This window comes from Chryseobacterium sp. HNCC26DJ239 (genome assembly GCF_057180445.1).
Window position 1 is genome coordinate 1 of sequence record NZ_JBXUGJ010000005.1, and the last position, 18,222, is coordinate 18,222.

The window sequence follows — 18,222 nt, forward strand, 5'->3', positions numbered from 1 at the left end:
AAGCGGATAGCGGGTATAAGCTTCTTATAAAATTGATTTTTATTGTTTATTTTTGTGTAATGAATCCTTCTTTAGAATTACAGCTTAAAACTTTACCATCAGACCCAGGTGTTTATCGTTATTACGATAAGAATGATAATCTATTATATGTAGGGAAAGCGAAAAATTTAAAAAAAAGGGTTCTTTCTTATTTCAATAAAACGCTTTCTGGGTATCGTACGAGAATTATGGTTGGGAAAATCAACCGCCTTGAAACAACTATTGTAAACAGCGAATACGACGCGCTTTTGTTAGAAAATAATCTGATTAAAGAGCATCAACCGTTTTATAATGTAATGTTGAAAGATGATAAAACTTATCCTTGGATTTGTATCAAAAATGAAGATTTTCCCAGAGTTTTTCTTACAAGAAACAAAATTAAAGACGGTTCGGAATATTATGGTCCTTACGCGAAAGTTCGTCCCGCAAAGGTACTTTTAGATACGATTAAACATATTTATAAACTTCGTACGTGCAACCTGAATTTAGCTCCCAACAAAATTGAGGATTCTAAATATAAAGTTTGCTTAGAATATCATATTAAAAACTGTGAAGGTCCGTGTGAAGGTCTGGAATCTAAGGAAGATTATGACCAGAAAATTGATGCTATTCGTGGCATTATTAAAGGAGATTTCCGTGGAGCAAAGGAATATTTGATTCAACAGATGACTCGTTATGCTTCTCTTCTTCAGTTTGAAAATGCACAATTGATTAAAGAACGACTTGATGTTTTAGAGGATTATCAAGCTAAACATACTGTAGTGAATCCGAATATTGATGATGTTGATGTGTTTGGTATGACGAGTGACGAAACAGCTGCGTATGTTAATTTCTTTAAAATTAGAAACGGAAACATTATCCAAAGTTTTACAACGGAAATAAAGAAAATGCTTGAGGAAACGGATGAAGAAATTATGGAAGAAGCACTTATTGAAATTCGACAAAAGTTTGATTCAGATTCGAAAGAAGTCTTGCTTCCTTTTCATTTGACAGTAGAAATTCCAAATGTAAAATTGATTGTTCCGAAAGTTGGTGACAAAAAACGAATTGTAGAACTTTCTGAAAAAAATGCAAAAGAATACCGTATTGAAAAACTGAAACAGGTACAAATTGTAGACCCAGAAAGACATTCGAACCGAATTATGGCTGAAATGCAAAAGCTGCTGAGAATGCCTGTTGAACCTCGTCATATTGAAGGTTTTGATAACTCAAATATTCAAGGAACGAACCCTGTTTCGGCGTGTGTTGTTTTTAAAGATGGGAAACCAAGTAAAGCCGATTACAGAATTTTTCATCCTAAAACAGTTGTTGGTCCGGATGATTTTAAGACCATGGAAGAAGTCATTTTTCGCCGGTATAAGAGAATGCTTGATGAAGGTGAAACTTTGCCTCAATTGATTCTTATTGATGGTGGAAAAGGACAATTATCTTCTGCCGTGAAGAGTTTGAGAATTCTTGGTCTTTACGGTAAAATTACAATTGTGGGGATTGCGAAACGATTAGAAGAAATTTTCTTTCCGGAAGACCCAATTCCGTTATATTTAGATAAAAAATCGGAGACTTTGAAGGTTTTACAACGCGTAAGAGACGAAGCGCACCGTTTTGGAGTAAAACACCATAGAACAAGACGAAAAAACTCTACCATAAAATCTGAACTTGAAGAAATACCAGGAGTTGGCGAAAAAACAATAGAATTACTCCTTTCAAAACTGAAATCGGTAAAGAGAATAAAGGAATCCAACCTTGAAACTTTAGAAGAAATTTTAGGAAAATCTAAAGCAAAAGTTATTTGGGAATATTTCAATGATTAAATAAAAAACGGTCAGATTCAAAAGAGTCTGACCGTTTTTTATTTTTATTATTTTACTGCGCTTTCAGAACAGTTTTTACATTTTCGCCCTTATTATCACTTGTTTCGATGATAAGATTTCCGTTCTCGTAATAGCCAATTCCCATGTCCCCATTTTCTAATTTTACTCTGTAAACATCACCTTTTCCAGTCGCTGAAAAAGTAGCAAATGGTGCAGGATTAGTTCCTACTAAAATAAATTGTTCTTTACTCAGTTGTACTTTTTGAAGTCTTGTATTGTTGAACATAAAAGCTTCAGCACTGTTGGATTGCGTTGGATTTTGTTTCGCGGCAACAGGTTCTACTGCTTTTAATTCTTGAGTTTTTTCAACAGCAACATTTCCTGAAACTGCAGGAAGAGAAACCGGATTTGCGACAGGAACGTCTTTTAAAGCTATTTTTAAAGCATCTTGATATCCTTCCTCAAATTCTTTAATGTAAGAAGCTCCTTTTTGTGAAGCCAAAACATTATTGTTGCAATCTTTAAACTGAAGAATCACTTTATTTTTAAGCATTCCGCTGTCGTTCACAACATCCGCAGTTAAAATTCCGCAAGGATTTTGATTGGCTTCAGCTGGCCATTGTGACCTGTTTAAAGGTAAAACAGTATATTTTTTCTGGCTTAATGAAGCTCTTAAGACTTTATCAAGACCATAATTATCATTTTTAAAACTTTCAAACTTTTCGGGTAAGCTAATGTATTGATAATCTGAAACTTTTTGAGCGAAAACTGCCGTAAAGCTCATTGTAAATAATGCAAATGCTAATTTTTTCATTGCTAAATCTTAATCATTTCTGAATTCTCCAATATCAAGTTTCAAAGAAAAGAAATTGGAGTAAAAGTTGGAACCGCCAATTCCTGAATTACTAATGGCATAGTCTAAAGTAAGACCTCTGTATCTTATTCCTAAACCGGCACTCGGTTGGAATGAAACTTTTCTGCTTAAATCTTCAATATCTGTAATCGACTGAAATCTGTTGACTCCTAATCTCACAAAAATCATTTTTTGATAGCCAAATTCTGCTCCCGCGTAAGGCGTAAGACTGGCAAAATCTGTAGAAAGTAAAGCTGCAGTTTTTGCAAAATCTATATTAATTCCGGCTTCTGGAAGAACATACATTGTATTGTTGATTTCAAAATTTCTACTTACACCTACGTTTAGTTTAGGCATTGTAAGTTCCATTTTATCGGTAGGAGCAGGGTTAAATTCTTCTCCGTTGACTACTGTTGATAATTCTTTCTGATTAATATTCCAGAAGTTGACCGTAGTAGTTGCATCTCTTAACATTGCTCCGATTTTGTAACCACTGTCTAATCTGTACATTGCTCCTACATCGAACCCAAAACCATATCCACTGGCAAATTTACCTACATTCCTGTAAACAATTTTTGCATTTACCCCTACATCAAGATTTTGATTTCCTCCGGGACGAAACGCGTAGGAAATAATCCCTGCATAATCAGATTGAGAAAACTGCGTGATTTTGTCATAATCAATATTCCCTTCTGTATCTATTAATTGTGTGGTATTTAAGATGTTATCAACTCCCAATCTTACTACAGAAACTCCAAAAACTCCGTTTTCCAAAACTTTTGCGTAGGCTAGATAATCGTATTTGGCAATCGATTCAAAATATTCGGCGTGCATTGCTGCACCTTGCCAATCTTTTTGAATGCCTAAAAGTCCAGCAGGATTCCACATAGGAGAGTACACGTCGTCTTGGTTGGAAATTACAGCGCCTCCCATTGCCAAACCTCTCGCTCCAGCTCCAATATTCAAGAACTCGTTGGAATATTTTCTGACAATTTGCGACTGAGAAATCCCAAAAATGAACGAGAAAACCAGTAAAAAATATTTTTTCATCATATAATTTGATGCTTATTTAAGTTGCTTTTGTTTTTTTGCTTTAATCAGACCATTTACGACAATTGCTAAAATCATCACCAAAGATGCCACGTAAAATACTGAACCCATGTGTTCTGATTCTCCAAAGATAAAAAAAGCTAATATAATTCCGTAGACTGGTTCTAAATTTACTGTTAAAATTAGTGTAAAAGGCGATATATATTTCATCAATTTTACCGATTCTAACATCGGAAAAGCAGTGAAACCTATTGCCAACAAGCCTATTAACGCCAAATCTCGTGAATTTATTTCATTTAAAGTAAAAAATTGTCCGGTTAATAAATAAATTATCATTAAAATAAACCAGCCGCAGAAGATTTCGTAAAAAATAATGTTGCCTGAACTCGTTTTTCCAAACATTTTACCATTAAAAACCGAAAATATGGTTCCGAAGATAGCACAAAGAATTCCGTATATTATTCCTTCCTTGTAATGAAATTCAGTTTTAAAAATTAAAAGAATACATGCTACGATTACCGTTCCCATAATTACTTCTGTGGCATCAACTTTCCTTTTAAAGATGATCGGCTCTAGAATTGAGGCAAATAATGTAGATAGAGAAAGGCAGCTTAATGCAATGGAAACGTTAGAAACTTTGATGGAATGAAAAAAACAATACCAATGCAAAGCCATCGCAACCCCAATCCCAGCAAGCTGAATAAACAACTTTTTGGAAATTTTGATGCTTTCTTTTTTAAAAACTCTGATATAAAGATACAGGCAAACTGCTGCAATTAGCATTCTGTAAAATACAAGAACTGTTGCAGAGGCAGTGATAAGTTTTCCGAGGATTGCTGTAAATCCCCATAAAAAGACAATAAAATGTAGCCTGAAAAGTGCCTGCTTCTTCATCTAGTGAAATTAGTTTTTGACCACTGCAAAAGTACAAATAAGAAGTTGGAAACAATCTATAATTATAGGAAGAAATAATACAAAAAAAACCCTGAAAATCTGTTCAACTCTCAGGGCCTTCAAATAATAAACTATTAAAAAAATAAACTAGGAACTTAGAGCATAAACTGAGATGTTATCTCGTTTTTCTCTACTGTAAATTTAGCAAAAGTATTGCCAAAATAAAAATGATTGATAGTTAAAGTAATCTTAATTTTCTGAAAACCATCTGTTTATGCCTGTAAAAAGGCAATTTATTTCATTTGGCTAAAAGTAGTATATTTAGACGCAATAAAATAAGATTTAATGGATTTAGAATTCAATAAAAGAGAAGATCAAAATAAACTGAAACTTTCTGAGATCAACAGAATTTTTACAGAAATAAAAAAAGGCGGTGGAGAGAAGAGATTACAAAAACTTCGTGAGGAAGGAAAAATGACCGCCAGAGAACGTATCGAATATCTTTTAGACAAAGATTCAGATTCTATTGAAATTGGAGGTTTTGCAGGCTACGAAATGTACGAAGAGCACGGTGGTTGCCCAAGTGGAGGCGTTGTCGTGGTAATGGGATATGTTTCAGGCAAGCAATGTATCGTTGTTGCTAATGATGCTTCTGTAAAAGCGGGAGCTTGGTTTCCGATTACAGGAAAGAAAAATCTTCGTGCGCAAGAAATTGCGATGGAAAACAGACTTCCGATTATTTATTTGGTAGATTCTGCGGGAGTTTATTTGCCAATGCAGGACGAGATTTTCCCAGATAAAGAAATGTTCGGAAGAATTTTTAGAAATAATGCTAAAATGAGTGCTGCTGGAATTATCCAAATTTCTGCTGTGATGGGAAGTTGTGTTGCAGGAGGAGCTTACTTGCCGATTATGAGCGACGAAGCGATGATTGTAGACAAAACGGGTTCTATTTTCTTGGCTGGAAGTTATTTGGTAAAAGCTGCAATTGGCGAAAGTATTGATAATGAAACTTTAGGCGGAGCAACTACACACTGTTCTATTTCTGGCGTTACAGATTATAAAGCGAAAGATGATAAAGATGCTTTAAATCGTATTAAAAACATCATGAAATCTATTGGAAGCTATGAAAAAGCTGGTTTTGACCGTATCGAACCTGCCGCTCCAAAAGAAAGTCCTGATAATATTTTCGGAATTATGCCGGTTTCTAGAGCAGAACAATACGATACGTTTGATATTATTAAATGTTTAACCGACAATTCTGAATACGAAGAATATAAACCAGATTACGGCAAAAGTATTATTTGTGCAACCGCGAGAATTGATGGTTGGAGCGTTGGAATTGTTGCCAACCAAAGAAAATTGGTGAAAAGCGGTAAAGGCGAAATGCAATTCGGAGGTGTAATTTATTCTGATTCTGCCGATAAAGCGACAAGATTTATTGCCAACTGCAACCAAAGAAAAATTCCGTTGGTTTTCTTGCAAGATGTAACAGGTTTTATGGTAGGTTCAAAATCTGAACACGGCGGAATTATTAAAGACGGAGCTAAAATGGTAAATGCAGTTTCGAATTCTGTGGTTCCTAAATTCACTATTATCACAGGAAATTCTTACGGCGCAGGAAATTATGCAATGTGCGGAAAAGCGTACGACCCAAGATTAATCGTAGCGTGGCCATGGGCAGATTTAGCTGTAATGGGAGGTGCACAAGCTGCGAAAGTTTTAGCACAAATTCAAGAATCTACGTTGAAAAAGCAAGGAAAAGAAATTACAGAAGAAGAGCACAACGAAATTCTAGATACGATTTCTAAAAAATACCAAAAACAGACGGAAGCAACATACGCTGCTGCAAGATTGTGGACAGATGCTATCATTAACCCAATTGATACCAGAAAATGGATTTCTATGGGAATTGAAGCAGCAGACCACTCTCCAATTACCGAGAAATTTAATTTGGGCGTAATTCAGGTTTGATTTCTTGTTTTTCCACAAAATATAATCAAGTCTCACATTTTGTGAGACTTTTTTCATTTTTGCAAGTTAATAGACATTTTAAGTACGGTTTTTGTAATCATTATTGGGCAAGGTGATGAATTGTAATTTTTATTTTTTGAAATCTTAAATGTTAAATTATGAAAATGTATTTTAATTTAGTATTTAGTTTAATAAGTTCTCTCGTTTTTTCCCAATGTAATATTCTTGGAGGAGAATCCTCAAAAGTCGGAGAAAGTATAAAACTAATGTCGGACGTTGCTGCAAAATGTCCCGATTGCTACTTCTGGAAGTTTTCTTCATCAGATGTAATTGCGATTCAAGAAAATAGTGAAGGGAAAATAGTGGTAAAAGGCTTGAAACCAGGAATTGTTAAAGTTCACCTTTCTGTAGAAACCAATTCTGGAACTCAAATATGTGAAAAAGATATTCAGTTTTTGGATGCTACTGCAGAAGAATCTAAAAAATGCGAAACTTCTATTTCAGATTTTAAACATGTTAAAATTAATGATGAAATGCTTTCCTTTTCTCCAGAAGAAATTTCAGATTTATATAATTATCAATGGAAAGCAGTTTATGCAGACGGAACGGTGAAAGAATCTTCTGTTGCTGAAGTTCAGCTTAGCAATTCGGAGAAAAACTATTTAAATGAAGTTACACTTACGATTAGAAACAAAGAAATGCTTTGTACGCAAAGTATCACAAAAACTTTCGGCAAACACTATTGGTTTCCAGAAGTGTTGAAAGTTAAACAAAAGAAATACATCCAAGGAAATTATAAGAAAGAATAGTATAACCATTATAAATAAAGGGTTTTCTATCTTTTAAGACCTATTTTTTGTTGAAGAATAGTAGTATTACTATGTATAATTATGTTAAGTAATAATAAATATTCTTAAAGTTTTTTTATTTAACATAATTGGGAAAGTTTTTTGCTTCATAAGTAAGCAGTAAAAACTAATAGCACTTCAATACGAAATAGGATTTTATGAAAAGATATTTTGCAGTGTTTATTTCTCTGTACACTTTGTTTTTGCTTTATATGATGTTTTTTGGAGCTGGGAGAGAAGCTTCCGAAATTTCATATTTACAGATACGACCATTTACCACCATCGAACATTTTTTTACAGATGATGTTGATAGTGACGATTTTCTCCTCAATATTATAGGAAATGTTTTCGTTTTCAGTCCGTTTGGATGGTTGGGTTTATGCATCAAAAAGTTCAATTCACTTGTTTTAATTACCACATTTTTTCTCGTAATCATTAGCTTGGTAGAAACCACACAATACTTTAGCGGAAGAGGTGTTGCCGATATTGATGATGTTTTTTTGAATACAATGGGGATGGGTTTAGGTTTTGTTCTTTACAAATACGCAACCTGGAAGAATATTGCCAACATCAGATTTCATTTTGAGTTGTGCGAGTACGAAAAGACTCTAGAAACTGCTTGATGAGCAAATGATGAAAAGATTTATTACTAAAATATAAGAGGCTTGAAAAAAATCAAGCCTCTTTTTAAATTTTATTTTTAAATTTCCTAAGAAAAGAAAACTCCAGTTTTGAATCTTTCTTTATTGAGTTTTTTACTTGTAGAAAGTCCCCAAAGAATAAATTCTTTCATAAATAGACGGTCTTCGTTTTTCGTTTCAGGTCTGTAATTATCGATTAAATCGTCTAGAGGAGTAATCATATTAAGTTGTTTTGTATAGTTTTCGTCGGAAGAATTATCGGTAATTTCTAAGAATCCTTTATCACTCATAAACCAATCAATAATTGGATCATAAGGTGTTTCTGCTTCTTTTTTCTGGAGTTTTTCAATTTTAGGATATAAAGCTCCGAATAAACTTTTCACAGCTTGGTCAATCAACATTTCGGCAACCGCTTCTGCGCCTTCTTGTTCGCCTTCATAAACGAGTTCTACTTTTCCTGTAATGGCAGGAATAATCCCGACAAAGTCGCTCAGTCTAACGGTAGTTTTTTCATCACCGGTAATTAAAGCACGTCTTTCTGCCGTACTCAAAAGATTTTCAAACGCAGTGATGCTCATTCTTGCACTTACCCCGCTTTTAGCATCAACATATTCGCTTTCACGGGCTTCGAAACCAATTTGTTCTAAAAGATCTTTTGCCAATTCTGGAATGTAAATTCCTTCTTTTTGTCTTTCATCAAGATCAGATTCATATTTGGTAATTTCTTTAGCGATATGAATGTTTTCAGGATAATGCGTTAAAATTTGCGAACCAATTCTGTCTTTTAAAGGAGTAACGATGCTTCCTCGATTGGTATAATCTTCAGGATTTGCAGTAAATACAAACTGAATATCTAAAGGCATTCTCACTTTAAATCCTCTGATTTGAACATCGCCCTCCTGTAAAATATTAAACAAAGAAACCTGAATTCTTGCCTGTAAATCTGGCAATTCATTAATCACAAAAATACAGCGGTTCGCTCTTGGAATCATCCCAAAATGAATCACTCTATCATCTGCGTAAGAAAGTTTGAGGTTGGCTGCTTTTATAGGATCTACATCGCCAATTAAATCGGCAACCGTTACATCTGGAGTCGCTAGTTTTTCGAAAAATCTTTCGTCACGATGTAGCCAATCGATAGGCGTTTCGTCTCCTTCTTTTTCGATTAATTCTTTAGCAAATCTGGAAATAGGCTGTAAAGGATCGTCGTTTATTTCGCTTCCTTCCACAAAAGGAATCCATTCATCCAGCAAAGAAGTCATCATTCTAGCCAGTCTTGTTTTTGCCTGTCCGCGCAAGCCGAGAAGATTAATATTGTGTCGGCTGAGAATTGCCTGTTCCAACTGAGGTATTACCGAGTTTTCGTACCCGAAAATTCCTTCAAAAACAGTTTCTTTATTAATGATTTTTGTTCTTAAATTATCTCTTAGTTCGTCTTTAATATTTTTGGTTTGATATCCTGATGCTTTTAGTGCACCAAGTGTTTTTATTTCTGGTTTTGCAGCCATTGTATTGTAATCTGATTTATTGTAAAATTAAAATAATGCTAAAATTTTCACTTGAAATTTTTATCGAATTCTTTTCTTTCTGTTGGTTTCGTAATCTTCGAAAATCATTTGTCCGAGACCGTTTAGACCGGTGTAAAAAGCTTTTCCCTGATTGGCTTGTGTAAATTCGCTCACGAAATGTTGCAAATAAGGGTCTTGCGCAATCATAAAAGTGGTAATTGGGATGTGCAATCTTCTTGCTTGCGATGCCATATTGTAGCATTTTTGCACCACATATTCATCGAGCCCGAAAGAGTTTTTATAATATGTTCCGTCGGGTTCTCTCACGCAACTTGGTTTACCGTCGGTAATCATAAAGATCTGTTTGTTGGTATTTCTTTTTCTGCGCAAGATATCCATCGCCAATTGCAATCCGGCAACGGTATTGGTGTGATAAGGTCCCACATTCAAATAAGGAAGTTCCTGTATTTTCACCGGCCATGCATCGTCGCCAAAAACGATAATGTCTAATGTATCTTTTGGATAGCGTGTTGTGATAAGCTCGGCAAGTGCCATAGCTACTTTTTTGGCAGGCGTAATTCGGTCTTCACCGTATAAAATCATGCTGTGACTAATATCGATCATCAAAACTGTGCTCATTTGTGATTGATGAATGCTGTCTTCTACAATCAAATCGTCTTCTGTAAGACGAAAATCGCCAATTCCGTTGTTAATTTGGGCATTTTTAAGGCTTTCCGTAATAGAAATTTTTTCTACAGAATCGCCAAAATTATAGTTTCGGAATTCTCCGGTGCTGTCTTCGCCATTTCCGCTTTTGTTGGTTTTGTGATTTCCGTTTCCGCTTTTTCCGAGATTTCCAAAAATCTGTTTTAAGGCTTGTTTTCTAATGTTTTGCTCCATTTTAGCGCTTAAGCCAATGCCGCTTCCTGAACCGTCGGGTTTTATTTCTTCACGAATGTATCCTTTCTTTTTTAGGTCTTCAATAAAATCATCAATGGTATAATCGGGAGTGGTAAGCTTGTATTCTTCGTCTAGCATTCTAAGCCAATCGATAGCTTCGTCGAAATCGCCTGAAGTATGGGTGAGCAAATCTGTAAAAATTTCAAGCAACCGATCAAATACAGAGAGTTCGGGTGCTTTGTAGTTTTCAAATCTGAAACCGCTTACAATTCGTTCTTTCATAAGATAAAGTTACGATATAAATTTTGAGACTTTTGAGAGATTTAGTCTATTTCACTATTTGTTAACAGAAATAACTTTTAACATCAAAAAATTAAGAAAGATTTAAAATGAATTTTCTTGTTTAGAAAAATTGGAAGATTATAAAGTAGAAAAAGCAAAAATTTCTTTAAATACCCCATTTTTAGGCTTTAAAATTCTGTTAATTTTCTCTATTGTCTCTCATTGAAATTATATTTTTATCGTAATAAAGGCTTAAAACGTAGGTAATAGTCTCTGTCTAATTTTGCCGTCAAATTAAAACAATGAAAAAAACTTTAGCCACATTACCCGTGCTTTTGTTGCCTTTGTATTTGAGCGCGCAGCAAGCAGATATTTCGGGAACGGTAAAATCTGAAGACGGAACTGCAGTTTCTGGTGTACACATTACGGATAAAAATACAGGAACTTCTGTAACTTCGGATGAAAACGGAAATTTTACTATTTCTGCGAATCCTAAAGATATCTTAGAATTTTATTTAGCAGATTATTCTTTGTACACGGTAGAAGTTTCGAAAAGAAAAAATTATTCTATCGTTCTAAAAAAGACCAATGAAAAACAAATTGACGGTGTTGTAATTACCGCATTGGGAATTGCTAAAAAGAAAGAAAAACTAGGATATTCTACGCAGGAAGTAAATACCAAACAATTTGAAACCATTACCACGCCCAATTTAGGAAACTTATTTACAGGGCAAGTTGCAGGTCTTAATGTTTCTAACCCTACAGGAATGCAGCAAAAACCTGTTTTTTCGTTAAGAGGAAACACCAATTTGGTGTATGTAATCGACGGAATTATTGTAGATGCTGAAGTTTTTCAAAGTTTAGATCCTAATAATATTGCGAATATCAACGTATTGAAAGGAGCGACAGCTTCTGCGCTTTACGGTTCTAGAGGTCGATACGGAGCCGTTTTAATTACAACGAAAGGTGCTAAAAAGAACGGTTTTTCTGTAGATTTTTCTCAAAATACGATGATTACGGCAGGTTTTACCAATCTTCCTAAAACTCAAACTGAATACGGAAACGGTTCTCAAGGTAAATATGAATTCTGGGACGGAGCCGATGGTGGTGTAAATGATGGAGACATGATTTGGGGACCGAAGTTTGTTCCAGGTTTAAAAATTGCACAGTGGAACAGCCCGATTCGTGATAAACAAACAGGGCAAATTATCGAATGGTACGGTACGGTTGCCGGAACCATGTATAACGATAAATCTCGCTACGAAAGAGTTCCTATTGCTTGGGAATATCATGATAATTTGAAAACGTTCATGAAACCGGCGATTATCAACAACAATAATTTCGCAATCAGTTATAAACACAATAAAGATTCTTACCGACTTTCTGGGAATTTTATGAATTATGATGACAGAATTCCTGAAGCTTATTTGCAGCGTTACGGAGTCAATTTTGCATCTCAAAATTATATCGGAAAGAAATTTGTGTTTGATACGAAGTTTAATTTCAACCAAACTTTTACCCCAAATATTCCGAATTACGACTATAATCCAAGTGGTCACATGTACACCATTTTGATTTGGATGGGAGGAGATGTAGACGGAAATGCGCTGAAAAATCATCTCTGGGTTCCAGGAAAAGAAGGAGTTACACAAGCCAACTGGAACTACGCTTGGTACAACAACCCGTGGTTTGGAGCTCAAAAATATAAAAACAAAAACCGTACAGACCTTATTAATGCGCAAACAAGTTTAGAATACAAAGCGACGGAAGATCTTTCGATTAAAGGAAGAATGTCTATTGTGGAAAATCATAATAAACAGGAGATTTTAAGTCCGTATTCATATTTCAATTACAGTGCGCCGAGAAGTGGAGGTTATATTTTGAACGATACCAAAACGTGGAATTTTAACTCGGATGTTTTAGCAACATACAAGAAAAAGATCTCTGAAAATTTCGATTTCGCTGTAAATGCGGGAGCATCATCTTTCTACTATAAAAACCAAGTTGATAATGCTTCAACAGACGGTTTGACGGTTCCTGAAATTTATTCACTAGACAATTCTAAAGGAGCCGTGAAGTACTACGATTACTTGAAAGAAAAATTGATTTACTCTACTTATGCAACGGTTGATATTGGTTTATACAACGCATTTTTCATCAACATTTCCGGAAGAAACGACTGGTCTTCAACATTACCGAAAGAAAACAGATCGTATTTCTATCCTTCGGCTTCATTAAGTGCAGTTATTTCTAATTTAGTGAAAATGCCGGAAACGATTAATTTATTAAAAGTTTCTGCATCTTGGGCGAAAGTGGCTTACGATTTCCAACCTTATGCCATCAGAAATTACTACGTAAATAATGGCGGAGTTACTTTCAATGGGAACCCAACTTACTATTATCCAACCACACTGAATTACGAAAATTCATTAAAACCAGAGCAAACAAAATCTTATGAATTGGGGTTGTCTGCAGGTTTGTTCAACAATAGAATTACGCTAGATGCAACGTATTTCCATACTTTAGATTATAATAATATTCTTCAGTTCCCGAGTACGCCTTCTTCAGGATTTACGAATCAGTACGTAAACGGAAACGAGTACACGACAAAAGGTCTTGAAATTTCATTGGGATTGGTTCCTGTAAAATCAGCGAATTTTACTTGGAAATCATTAATTAACTGGAGTACTTACGAAAAAACGTTAACGGAAATCTATAACGGAATGCCTAATTACAATAACATCAAATTAGGCGAAAGAATGGATAGCTATTACGATACCACCTGGCAAAAATCTCCGGACGGAAAAGTGATCTTGAACGCTACAACAGGGATGCCTACAAAATCTACAACGCCAAGTTATTTAGGACATTTCAACCCAGATTGGACTTTCGGATTCAACAACAATTTTAAGTATAAAAAACTAAGTTTAAATATCGGAATCGACGGAAGTGTAGGTGGCGTAATGCGCTCTCAAGTGGTAGAAAAAATGTGGTGGGGAGGTAAACATCCGAATTCTACAGCGTATAGAGATTTAGAATATGCAACCCCAGGAACTTATTATTTCGTTCCGGATGGAGTAAATTATAATGCAGCAACAGGAACTTACACCACACATACAAAACCGATCAGTTTCCAAAGTTGGGCGCAGAATTACCCTTATCAAGCGAGAGTTACAGAAGACGAAAGCGAATTGTTTGCGAATGTTTTCGACCGTACTTTCGTGAAGTTGAGATCAGTAGTTTTAGAATATGATTTCTCACATTTATTAAATCCGAATGGTTTTGTGAAAACTTTCACGGCAAATATTTCAGGATACAATCTTGCGATGTGGAAGAAGTCTAAAAACCTTTATTCAGACCCAGATTTTCAAATAAATTCTTCAAACGATATTCAAGATCCTTCAAGCAGATGGTTTGGGATTGGTTTTAATCTTAAATTTTAACTAGAAACAAATGAAAAATAATATCTTCAAAACAGCAGTTTTCGCGATTGGGTTATTCTCACTTTCGTCTTGCGAAACCAATCTCGATAAGATCAATGAAAATCCCAATGATCAGGCAAGTATCGATCCTCAATATTTGTTGACGTATGTTTCTAAAAATGCTTTCGGCGTTCAGGGCGATCCAATGTATGCTTCAAGAATGCTGATTGGGACGGATGGCGAAAACGTGTATCAATACATGAAATGGAACGACGCGTCATTCAATACTTACAGTACAGACCTTCTGAATACTGTAAAAATGATGCAGGAAGCCGAGAAAATCAACAACAAAAATTATATCGCAATCGGAAAGTTTTACAGGGCTTTTCATTTCTTTAATTTGAGTATGAAATTCGGAAGCATTCCTTACACAGAAGCCGTAAAAGGTGAATCTGCAATTACCCAACCGAAATACGACAGCCAAGAAACCGTAATGGCAGGAATTCTGAACGAATTGAAAGAAGCCAACGATTTAATCAACTCTTCTGATGTGATTGGTGGCGACATTATTTATAAAGGAGACGCTACAAAATGGAAAAAATTAATCAACTCTTTCCGTTTGAAAGTTTTGATGACTTTGTCTAAAAAAACAACCGTTGGAGGAATTAATATTGCCAATGAATTCGCTTCTATTGTTGGGAATCAATCTTTGATGACTTCTATTCAGGATAACGGGGAGTTGAAATTTGTAGATGTTGCAGATAGTAGATATACAACCTTCAACAGCAGCGGTTACGGATCGAGTTTGTATATGGCAAATTATTTCATCGATATGTTTAAAAACAGGCAAGATCCTAGGCTTTTCACATTTGCAGAGCAAACTACTTCTGCAAAAGAAAACGGTTTGGCAATTACCAATTTTAGTGGTTATAACGGTGGAAATCCTACTGCGCCTTATTCGGATAACGCTGCTTTAATTACGGCTAAAAACATTTCGAAAGTAAATGAGAGATTCTACAAAGATCCAACAAATGAGCCATCAAACATACTTTCTTACGCAGAGTTAGAATTTATTTTGGCTGAAGCTACCGCAAGAGGATGGATTTCCGGTTCTGCAAAAACGCATTATGACAACGCGATTAAAGCAAGTTTTCAGTTTTACCAAACTTATGTGAAAAACCCGAATCAGTATTTTACAGGTTTTAATGTAGATAATTATTTGGCGACTTCTTTGGTGGTGTACAATAATTCTGCACCGTTACAAACTCAGCTTGAAAAGATTATTACGCAGAAATATATGACGATGTTTCATCAAGGACAATGGACTTCTTATCAGGATTATTTAAGAACAGGCTATCCAAATTTACCTCTTCAAACAGGAGTTACGGCGCCTTCACGATTCAGATATCCGCAAGTAGAGTACAACTACAACAATGCAAATCTTAAGGCGGCTTTGGCGTCGCAATACGGAGGTCAAGACAATATTACTTCTAAACCTTGGTGGTTGCAGTAAGATAAAAAAACAAAATTTTAATATGTAACATAATGGAACCGTAAGATTATCATGATAACTTGCGGTTTCTTATTGATACCCTTTTATAAAAATGAACAGAAGAAAATTTTTAGAAAAATCAGGGCTTTTAATGGCGGGTTTAGGCACTTCAAGTATGCTTCATCCGGCAATCTTAAAGGCATTAACGATTGAACCAGCTTTAGGATCTACATTTTATGATGCAGAACATGTGGTTATTTTGATGCAGGAAAACCGTTCTTTCGATCATGCATTTGGTGCTTTGAAGGGTGTTCGTGGTTTTTTAGATCAAACAGCTTTGGTAAAAGAAGATGGTCATTCTGTGTTTTTTCAGAAAAATAATCAAGGGAAATATGCTGCGCCGGGAAGATTAGATTTGCGAAATACAAAATCTACCTGGATGAGTTCTTTGCCACATTCTTGGTCGGATCAGCAACATGCTTTGAATGGGATGAAGTACGATCAATGGCTTCAGGCAAAAGCTTCTGGAAGAAAAGAATATAAAGAAATGCCTTTAACTTTGGGCTATTATAATCGTGAAGATTTACCTTTTTATTATCAATTGGCAGATGCTTTTACCATTTGCGATCAATATTTTTGCTCGTCTTTAACGGGAACTACGCCCAACCGACTTTTCCATTGGTCGGGAACGATTCGTGAAGAAAAAAACGGAAAAGTAAAAGCCAACGTGTACAATGATAATATTGATTACGATAAAAATAAACAGGCAAAATGGAAAAGTTTCCCTGAAATTTTAGAAGAGCAAAATGTCTCTTGGCGAATGTATCAGAACGAAATTAGTTTACCAAAAGGAATGCCTGGTGAAGAAGAATCTTGGCTAAGCAACTTTACCGATAACCCGATTGAATGGTTTGAAAATTTTAAAGTGAAATTCTCTAAAGGCTATTACGAAAATATTCCAAATCTGATTACCCGTTTACAAAAAGAAATTGAGAAAAATCCGAATAATAAAGAACGTTTCGACGGTTTAATAAAAGAACTGGAAGAAGATAAAATTACGTATCATCCAAATAATTTTGCGAAGCTTTCGCAAAAGGAAAAAAATCTTCATGAAAAAGCGTTCACTATCAATTCAAACGACCCTGATTATTGGAAAATAGAAGTGGGAACGGATGAAAATGGGGAAAGATTGGTTGTTCCGAAAGGTGATATTTTGCATCAGTTTAGAAAAGATGTTGCAGATAAAAAATTGCCAACGGTTTCTTGGCTTATCGCACCTGAAAAATTTTCAGATCATCCAAGTTCGCCGTGGTATGGAGCGTGGTATATTTCTGAGGTTTTAAACATTTTAACGAAAGATCCTGAAACGTGGAAAAAAACAATTTTCATTATTAATTATGACGAAAACGATGGCTATTTCGATCATGTTGTTCCTTTTGCTCCGCCTGTAAACCCGAGTCAGCCAATTGATTTTAATGGTAAAGACGGTGCAGAATATGTAAGCCAAAAGCAGGAATATATGTCGACTCAAAAGCTTCGAGATAACGAAAAAATCGAAGGAAATGTAGGTTTAGGCTTCCGTGTTCCGATGATTATTGCTTCGCCTTGGTCTAGAGGTGGTTTTGTGAATTCTGAGGTTTCAGATCACACTTCTGTGTTGCAGTTTTTAGAGAAATTCATTCAGAAAAAGTATAAAAAAGACGTTACGGTTCATAACATTAGCGACTGGAGAAGAGCAATTTGTGGCGATCTTACTTCTGCTTTTAACAGAGAAGAATCGAAGATTCCAAAAATGGATTATCTAAATCAAAAAGAATTTGCGAAAACCATTAATTCAGCTAAAAATAAACCTGTTCCGCAATTGAAATGGTACGAAGAAAACGAGTTGAAACCCCAACTTCATCATGTTCAGGAAAGAGGAATAAAACCTTCAAATTCTTTACCTTACGATTATTTGGTAAATTTTGAAAATAATAAAATCGTGATGACGAATCTTGTGGAAGCTGCTGTTCCTTTAATGATTTACGACAAAAACCAATGGAAAACAGGAGCACATTTTTACTCTTACGCTTTATATTCGAAGTTGAAACTGGAGCATTCTGTTTCGGATGAAAAATATAATTTGGAAGTTATCGGTCCGAATGGTTTTGTAAGAAAATTTAATGGTGATAAAAATGGAGGAATTGAAGTTTTACTGCTCAACAAATCGGCGGACAATAAAATTGAAATTATCATTAAATCTCTTTCGGGGAAAAGCGCAAGTTTAGAACTTGAAAATTTGTACGAAAAGAAGAAGGAAACCATCAATGTACGTTCTGGAGAACAAAAAATTGTTGTTGATGTTTCTAAAATGAAAGGATGGTACGATTTGAAATGTAAAACCGCCAAACAAACTTGGCATTTTGCAGGAAGAATAGAGTCGGGGAAACCTACGGTTACAGATCCACATTGGGCGTAATGTTTTTTAGCTAAATTTATATAAAATGTGCTCAAAACAGATGTTTTGGG

The 18,222-nt window shown here is 35.1% G+C and carries 12 protein-coding genes; 7 read left to right on the top strand and 5 right to left on the bottom strand.

The features are described 5' to 3' along the window. Positions 1–59 precede the first annotated feature (59 nt). Positions 60–1,850, top strand: a complete 1,791-nt coding sequence (uvrC, locus tag AC2A1D_RS11640; RefSeq protein ID WP_484044124.1) for an excinuclease ABC subunit UvrC — start codon at positions 60–62, stop codon at positions 1,848–1,850. Between the two features lie 52 nt (positions 1,851–1,902). On the opposite strand, the gene AC2A1D_RS11645 is transcribed toward uvrC, so the two are convergent. Genes AC2A1D_RS11645 through AC2A1D_RS11655 form a run of 3 tightly spaced genes read right to left on the bottom strand, consistent with a single transcriptional unit; the run spans position 1,903 to position 4,647 of the window. Then, positions 1,903–2,664, bottom strand: coding sequence for a hypothetical protein (locus AC2A1D_RS11645; protein ID WP_484043814.1), 762 nt, complete (start codon positions 2,662–2,664; stop codon positions 1,903–1,905). Between the two features lie 9 nt (positions 2,665–2,673). Further along, positions 2,674–3,756 carry a putative type IX sorting system protein PorV2 gene (locus AC2A1D_RS11650; RefSeq protein WP_484043815.1) on the bottom strand — a complete coding sequence of 361 codons (1,083 nt, stop codon included), beginning with the start codon at positions 3,754–3,756 and terminating at the stop codon, positions 2,674–2,676. A gap of 12 nt (positions 3,757–3,768) precedes the next feature. Then, positions 3,769–4,647 (bottom strand): DMT family transporter, encoded by an 879-nt coding sequence (locus AC2A1D_RS11655; RefSeq protein WP_484043816.1) that lies wholly within the window; start codon positions 4,645–4,647, stop codon positions 3,769–3,771. 345 nt (positions 4,648–4,992) lie between these two features. Between AC2A1D_RS11655 and AC2A1D_RS11660 the strand changes: the two genes are divergently transcribed. The 3 genes from AC2A1D_RS11660 (at position 4,993) to AC2A1D_RS11670 (ending at position 8,092) form a co-directional block, all read left to right on the top strand. After that, complete coding sequence (locus AC2A1D_RS11660) at positions 4,993–6,621, top strand: acyl-CoA carboxylase subunit beta (RefSeq protein ID WP_484043817.1); 1,629 nt, start codon at positions 4,993–4,995, stop codon at positions 6,619–6,621. A 158-nt stretch (positions 6,622–6,779) separates the two neighbouring features. Next, on the top strand, positions 6,780–7,430 hold the full coding sequence (locus tag AC2A1D_RS11665) for a hypothetical protein (RefSeq protein ID WP_484043818.1): 651 nt from the start codon (positions 6,780–6,782) through the stop codon (positions 7,428–7,430). A 197-nt stretch (positions 7,431–7,627) separates the two neighbouring features. After that, a complete protein-coding gene (locus AC2A1D_RS11670; protein WP_484043819.1) occupies positions 7,628–8,092 on the top strand; it encodes a VanZ family protein in 465 nt (154 codons plus the stop codon). Positions 8,093–8,178: 86 nt separating this feature from the next. On the opposite strand, the gene AC2A1D_RS11675 is transcribed toward AC2A1D_RS11670, so the two are convergent. Together AC2A1D_RS11675 and AC2A1D_RS11680 are read right to left on the bottom strand one after the other, a co-directional pair. Then, entirely contained in the window at positions 8,179–9,618 is a 1,440-nt protein-coding gene (locus tag AC2A1D_RS11675) for an AAA family ATPase (protein WP_484043820.1), read from the bottom strand. A 60-nt stretch (positions 9,619–9,678) separates the two neighbouring features. After that, positions 9,679–10,800 (bottom strand): vWA domain-containing protein, encoded by a 1,122-nt coding sequence (locus AC2A1D_RS11680; protein ID WP_484043821.1) that lies wholly within the window; start codon positions 10,798–10,800, stop codon positions 9,679–9,681. 302 nt (positions 10,801–11,102) lie between these two features. Between AC2A1D_RS11680 and AC2A1D_RS11685 the strand changes: the two genes are divergently transcribed. The 3 genes from AC2A1D_RS11685 to AC2A1D_RS11695 all read left to right on the top strand — a co-directional run bounded on the left by AC2A1D_RS11685 (position 11,103) and on the right by AC2A1D_RS11695 (position 18,172). After that, positions 11,103–14,243 carry a SusC/RagA family TonB-linked outer membrane protein gene (locus tag AC2A1D_RS11685; RefSeq protein WP_484043822.1) on the top strand — a complete coding sequence of 1,047 codons (3,141 nt, stop codon included), beginning with the start codon at positions 11,103–11,105 and terminating at the stop codon, positions 14,241–14,243. Positions 14,244–14,253: 10 nt separating this feature from the next. Further along, on the top strand, positions 14,254–15,735 hold the full coding sequence (locus tag AC2A1D_RS11690; protein WP_484043823.1) for a SusD/RagB family nutrient-binding outer membrane lipoprotein: 1,482 nt from the start codon (positions 14,254–14,256) through the stop codon (positions 15,733–15,735). A 91-nt stretch (positions 15,736–15,826) separates the two neighbouring features. Further along, a complete protein-coding gene (locus AC2A1D_RS11695) occupies positions 15,827–18,172 on the top strand; it encodes a phosphocholine-specific phospholipase C (protein ID WP_484043824.1) in 2,346 nt (781 codons plus the stop codon). Positions 18,173–18,222 lie beyond the last annotated feature (50 nt).

What these genes read in the sequence shown, in the direction of transcription:
- uvrC (WP_484044124.1), top strand. Translation starts at nt 60, where the DNA reads ATGAATCCTTCTTTAGAATTACAGCTTAAAACTTTACCATCAGACCCA.
- AC2A1D_RS11685 (WP_484043822.1), top strand. Translation starts at nt 11,103, where the DNA reads ATGAAAAAAACTTTAGCCACATTACCCGTGCTTTTGTTGCCTTTGTAT.
- AC2A1D_RS11670 (WP_484043819.1), top strand. Translation starts at nt 7,628, where the DNA reads ATGAAAAGATATTTTGCAGTGTTTATTTCTCTGTACACTTTGTTTTTG.
- AC2A1D_RS11660 (WP_484043817.1), top strand. Translation starts at nt 4,993, where the DNA reads ATGGATTTAGAATTCAATAAAAGAGAAGATCAAAATAAACTGAAACTT.
- AC2A1D_RS11690 (WP_484043823.1), top strand. Translation starts at nt 14,254, where the DNA reads ATGAAAAATAATATCTTCAAAACAGCAGTTTTCGCGATTGGGTTATTC.
- AC2A1D_RS11675 (WP_484043820.1), bottom strand. Translation starts at nt 9,618, where the DNA reads ATGGCTGCAAAACCAGAAATAAAAACACTTGGTGCACTAAAAGCATCA.
- AC2A1D_RS11665 (WP_484043818.1), top strand. Translation starts at nt 6,780, where the DNA reads ATGAAAATGTATTTTAATTTAGTATTTAGTTTAATAAGTTCTCTCGTT.
- AC2A1D_RS11655 (WP_484043816.1), bottom strand. Translation starts at nt 4,647, where the DNA reads ATGAAGAAGCAGGCACTTTTCAGGCTACATTTTATTGTCTTTTTATGG.
- AC2A1D_RS11650 (WP_484043815.1), bottom strand. Translation starts at nt 3,756, where the DNA reads ATGATGAAAAAATATTTTTTACTGGTTTTCTCGTTCATTTTTGGGATT.
- AC2A1D_RS11680 (WP_484043821.1), bottom strand. Translation starts at nt 10,800, where the DNA reads ATGAAAGAACGAATTGTAAGCGGTTTCAGATTTGAAAACTACAAAGCA.
- AC2A1D_RS11645 (WP_484043814.1), bottom strand. Translation starts at nt 2,664, where the DNA reads ATGAAAAAATTAGCATTTGCATTATTTACAATGAGCTTTACGGCAGTT.
- AC2A1D_RS11695 (WP_484043824.1), top strand. Translation starts at nt 15,827, where the DNA reads ATGAACAGAAGAAAATTTTTAGAAAAATCAGGGCTTTTAATGGCGGGT.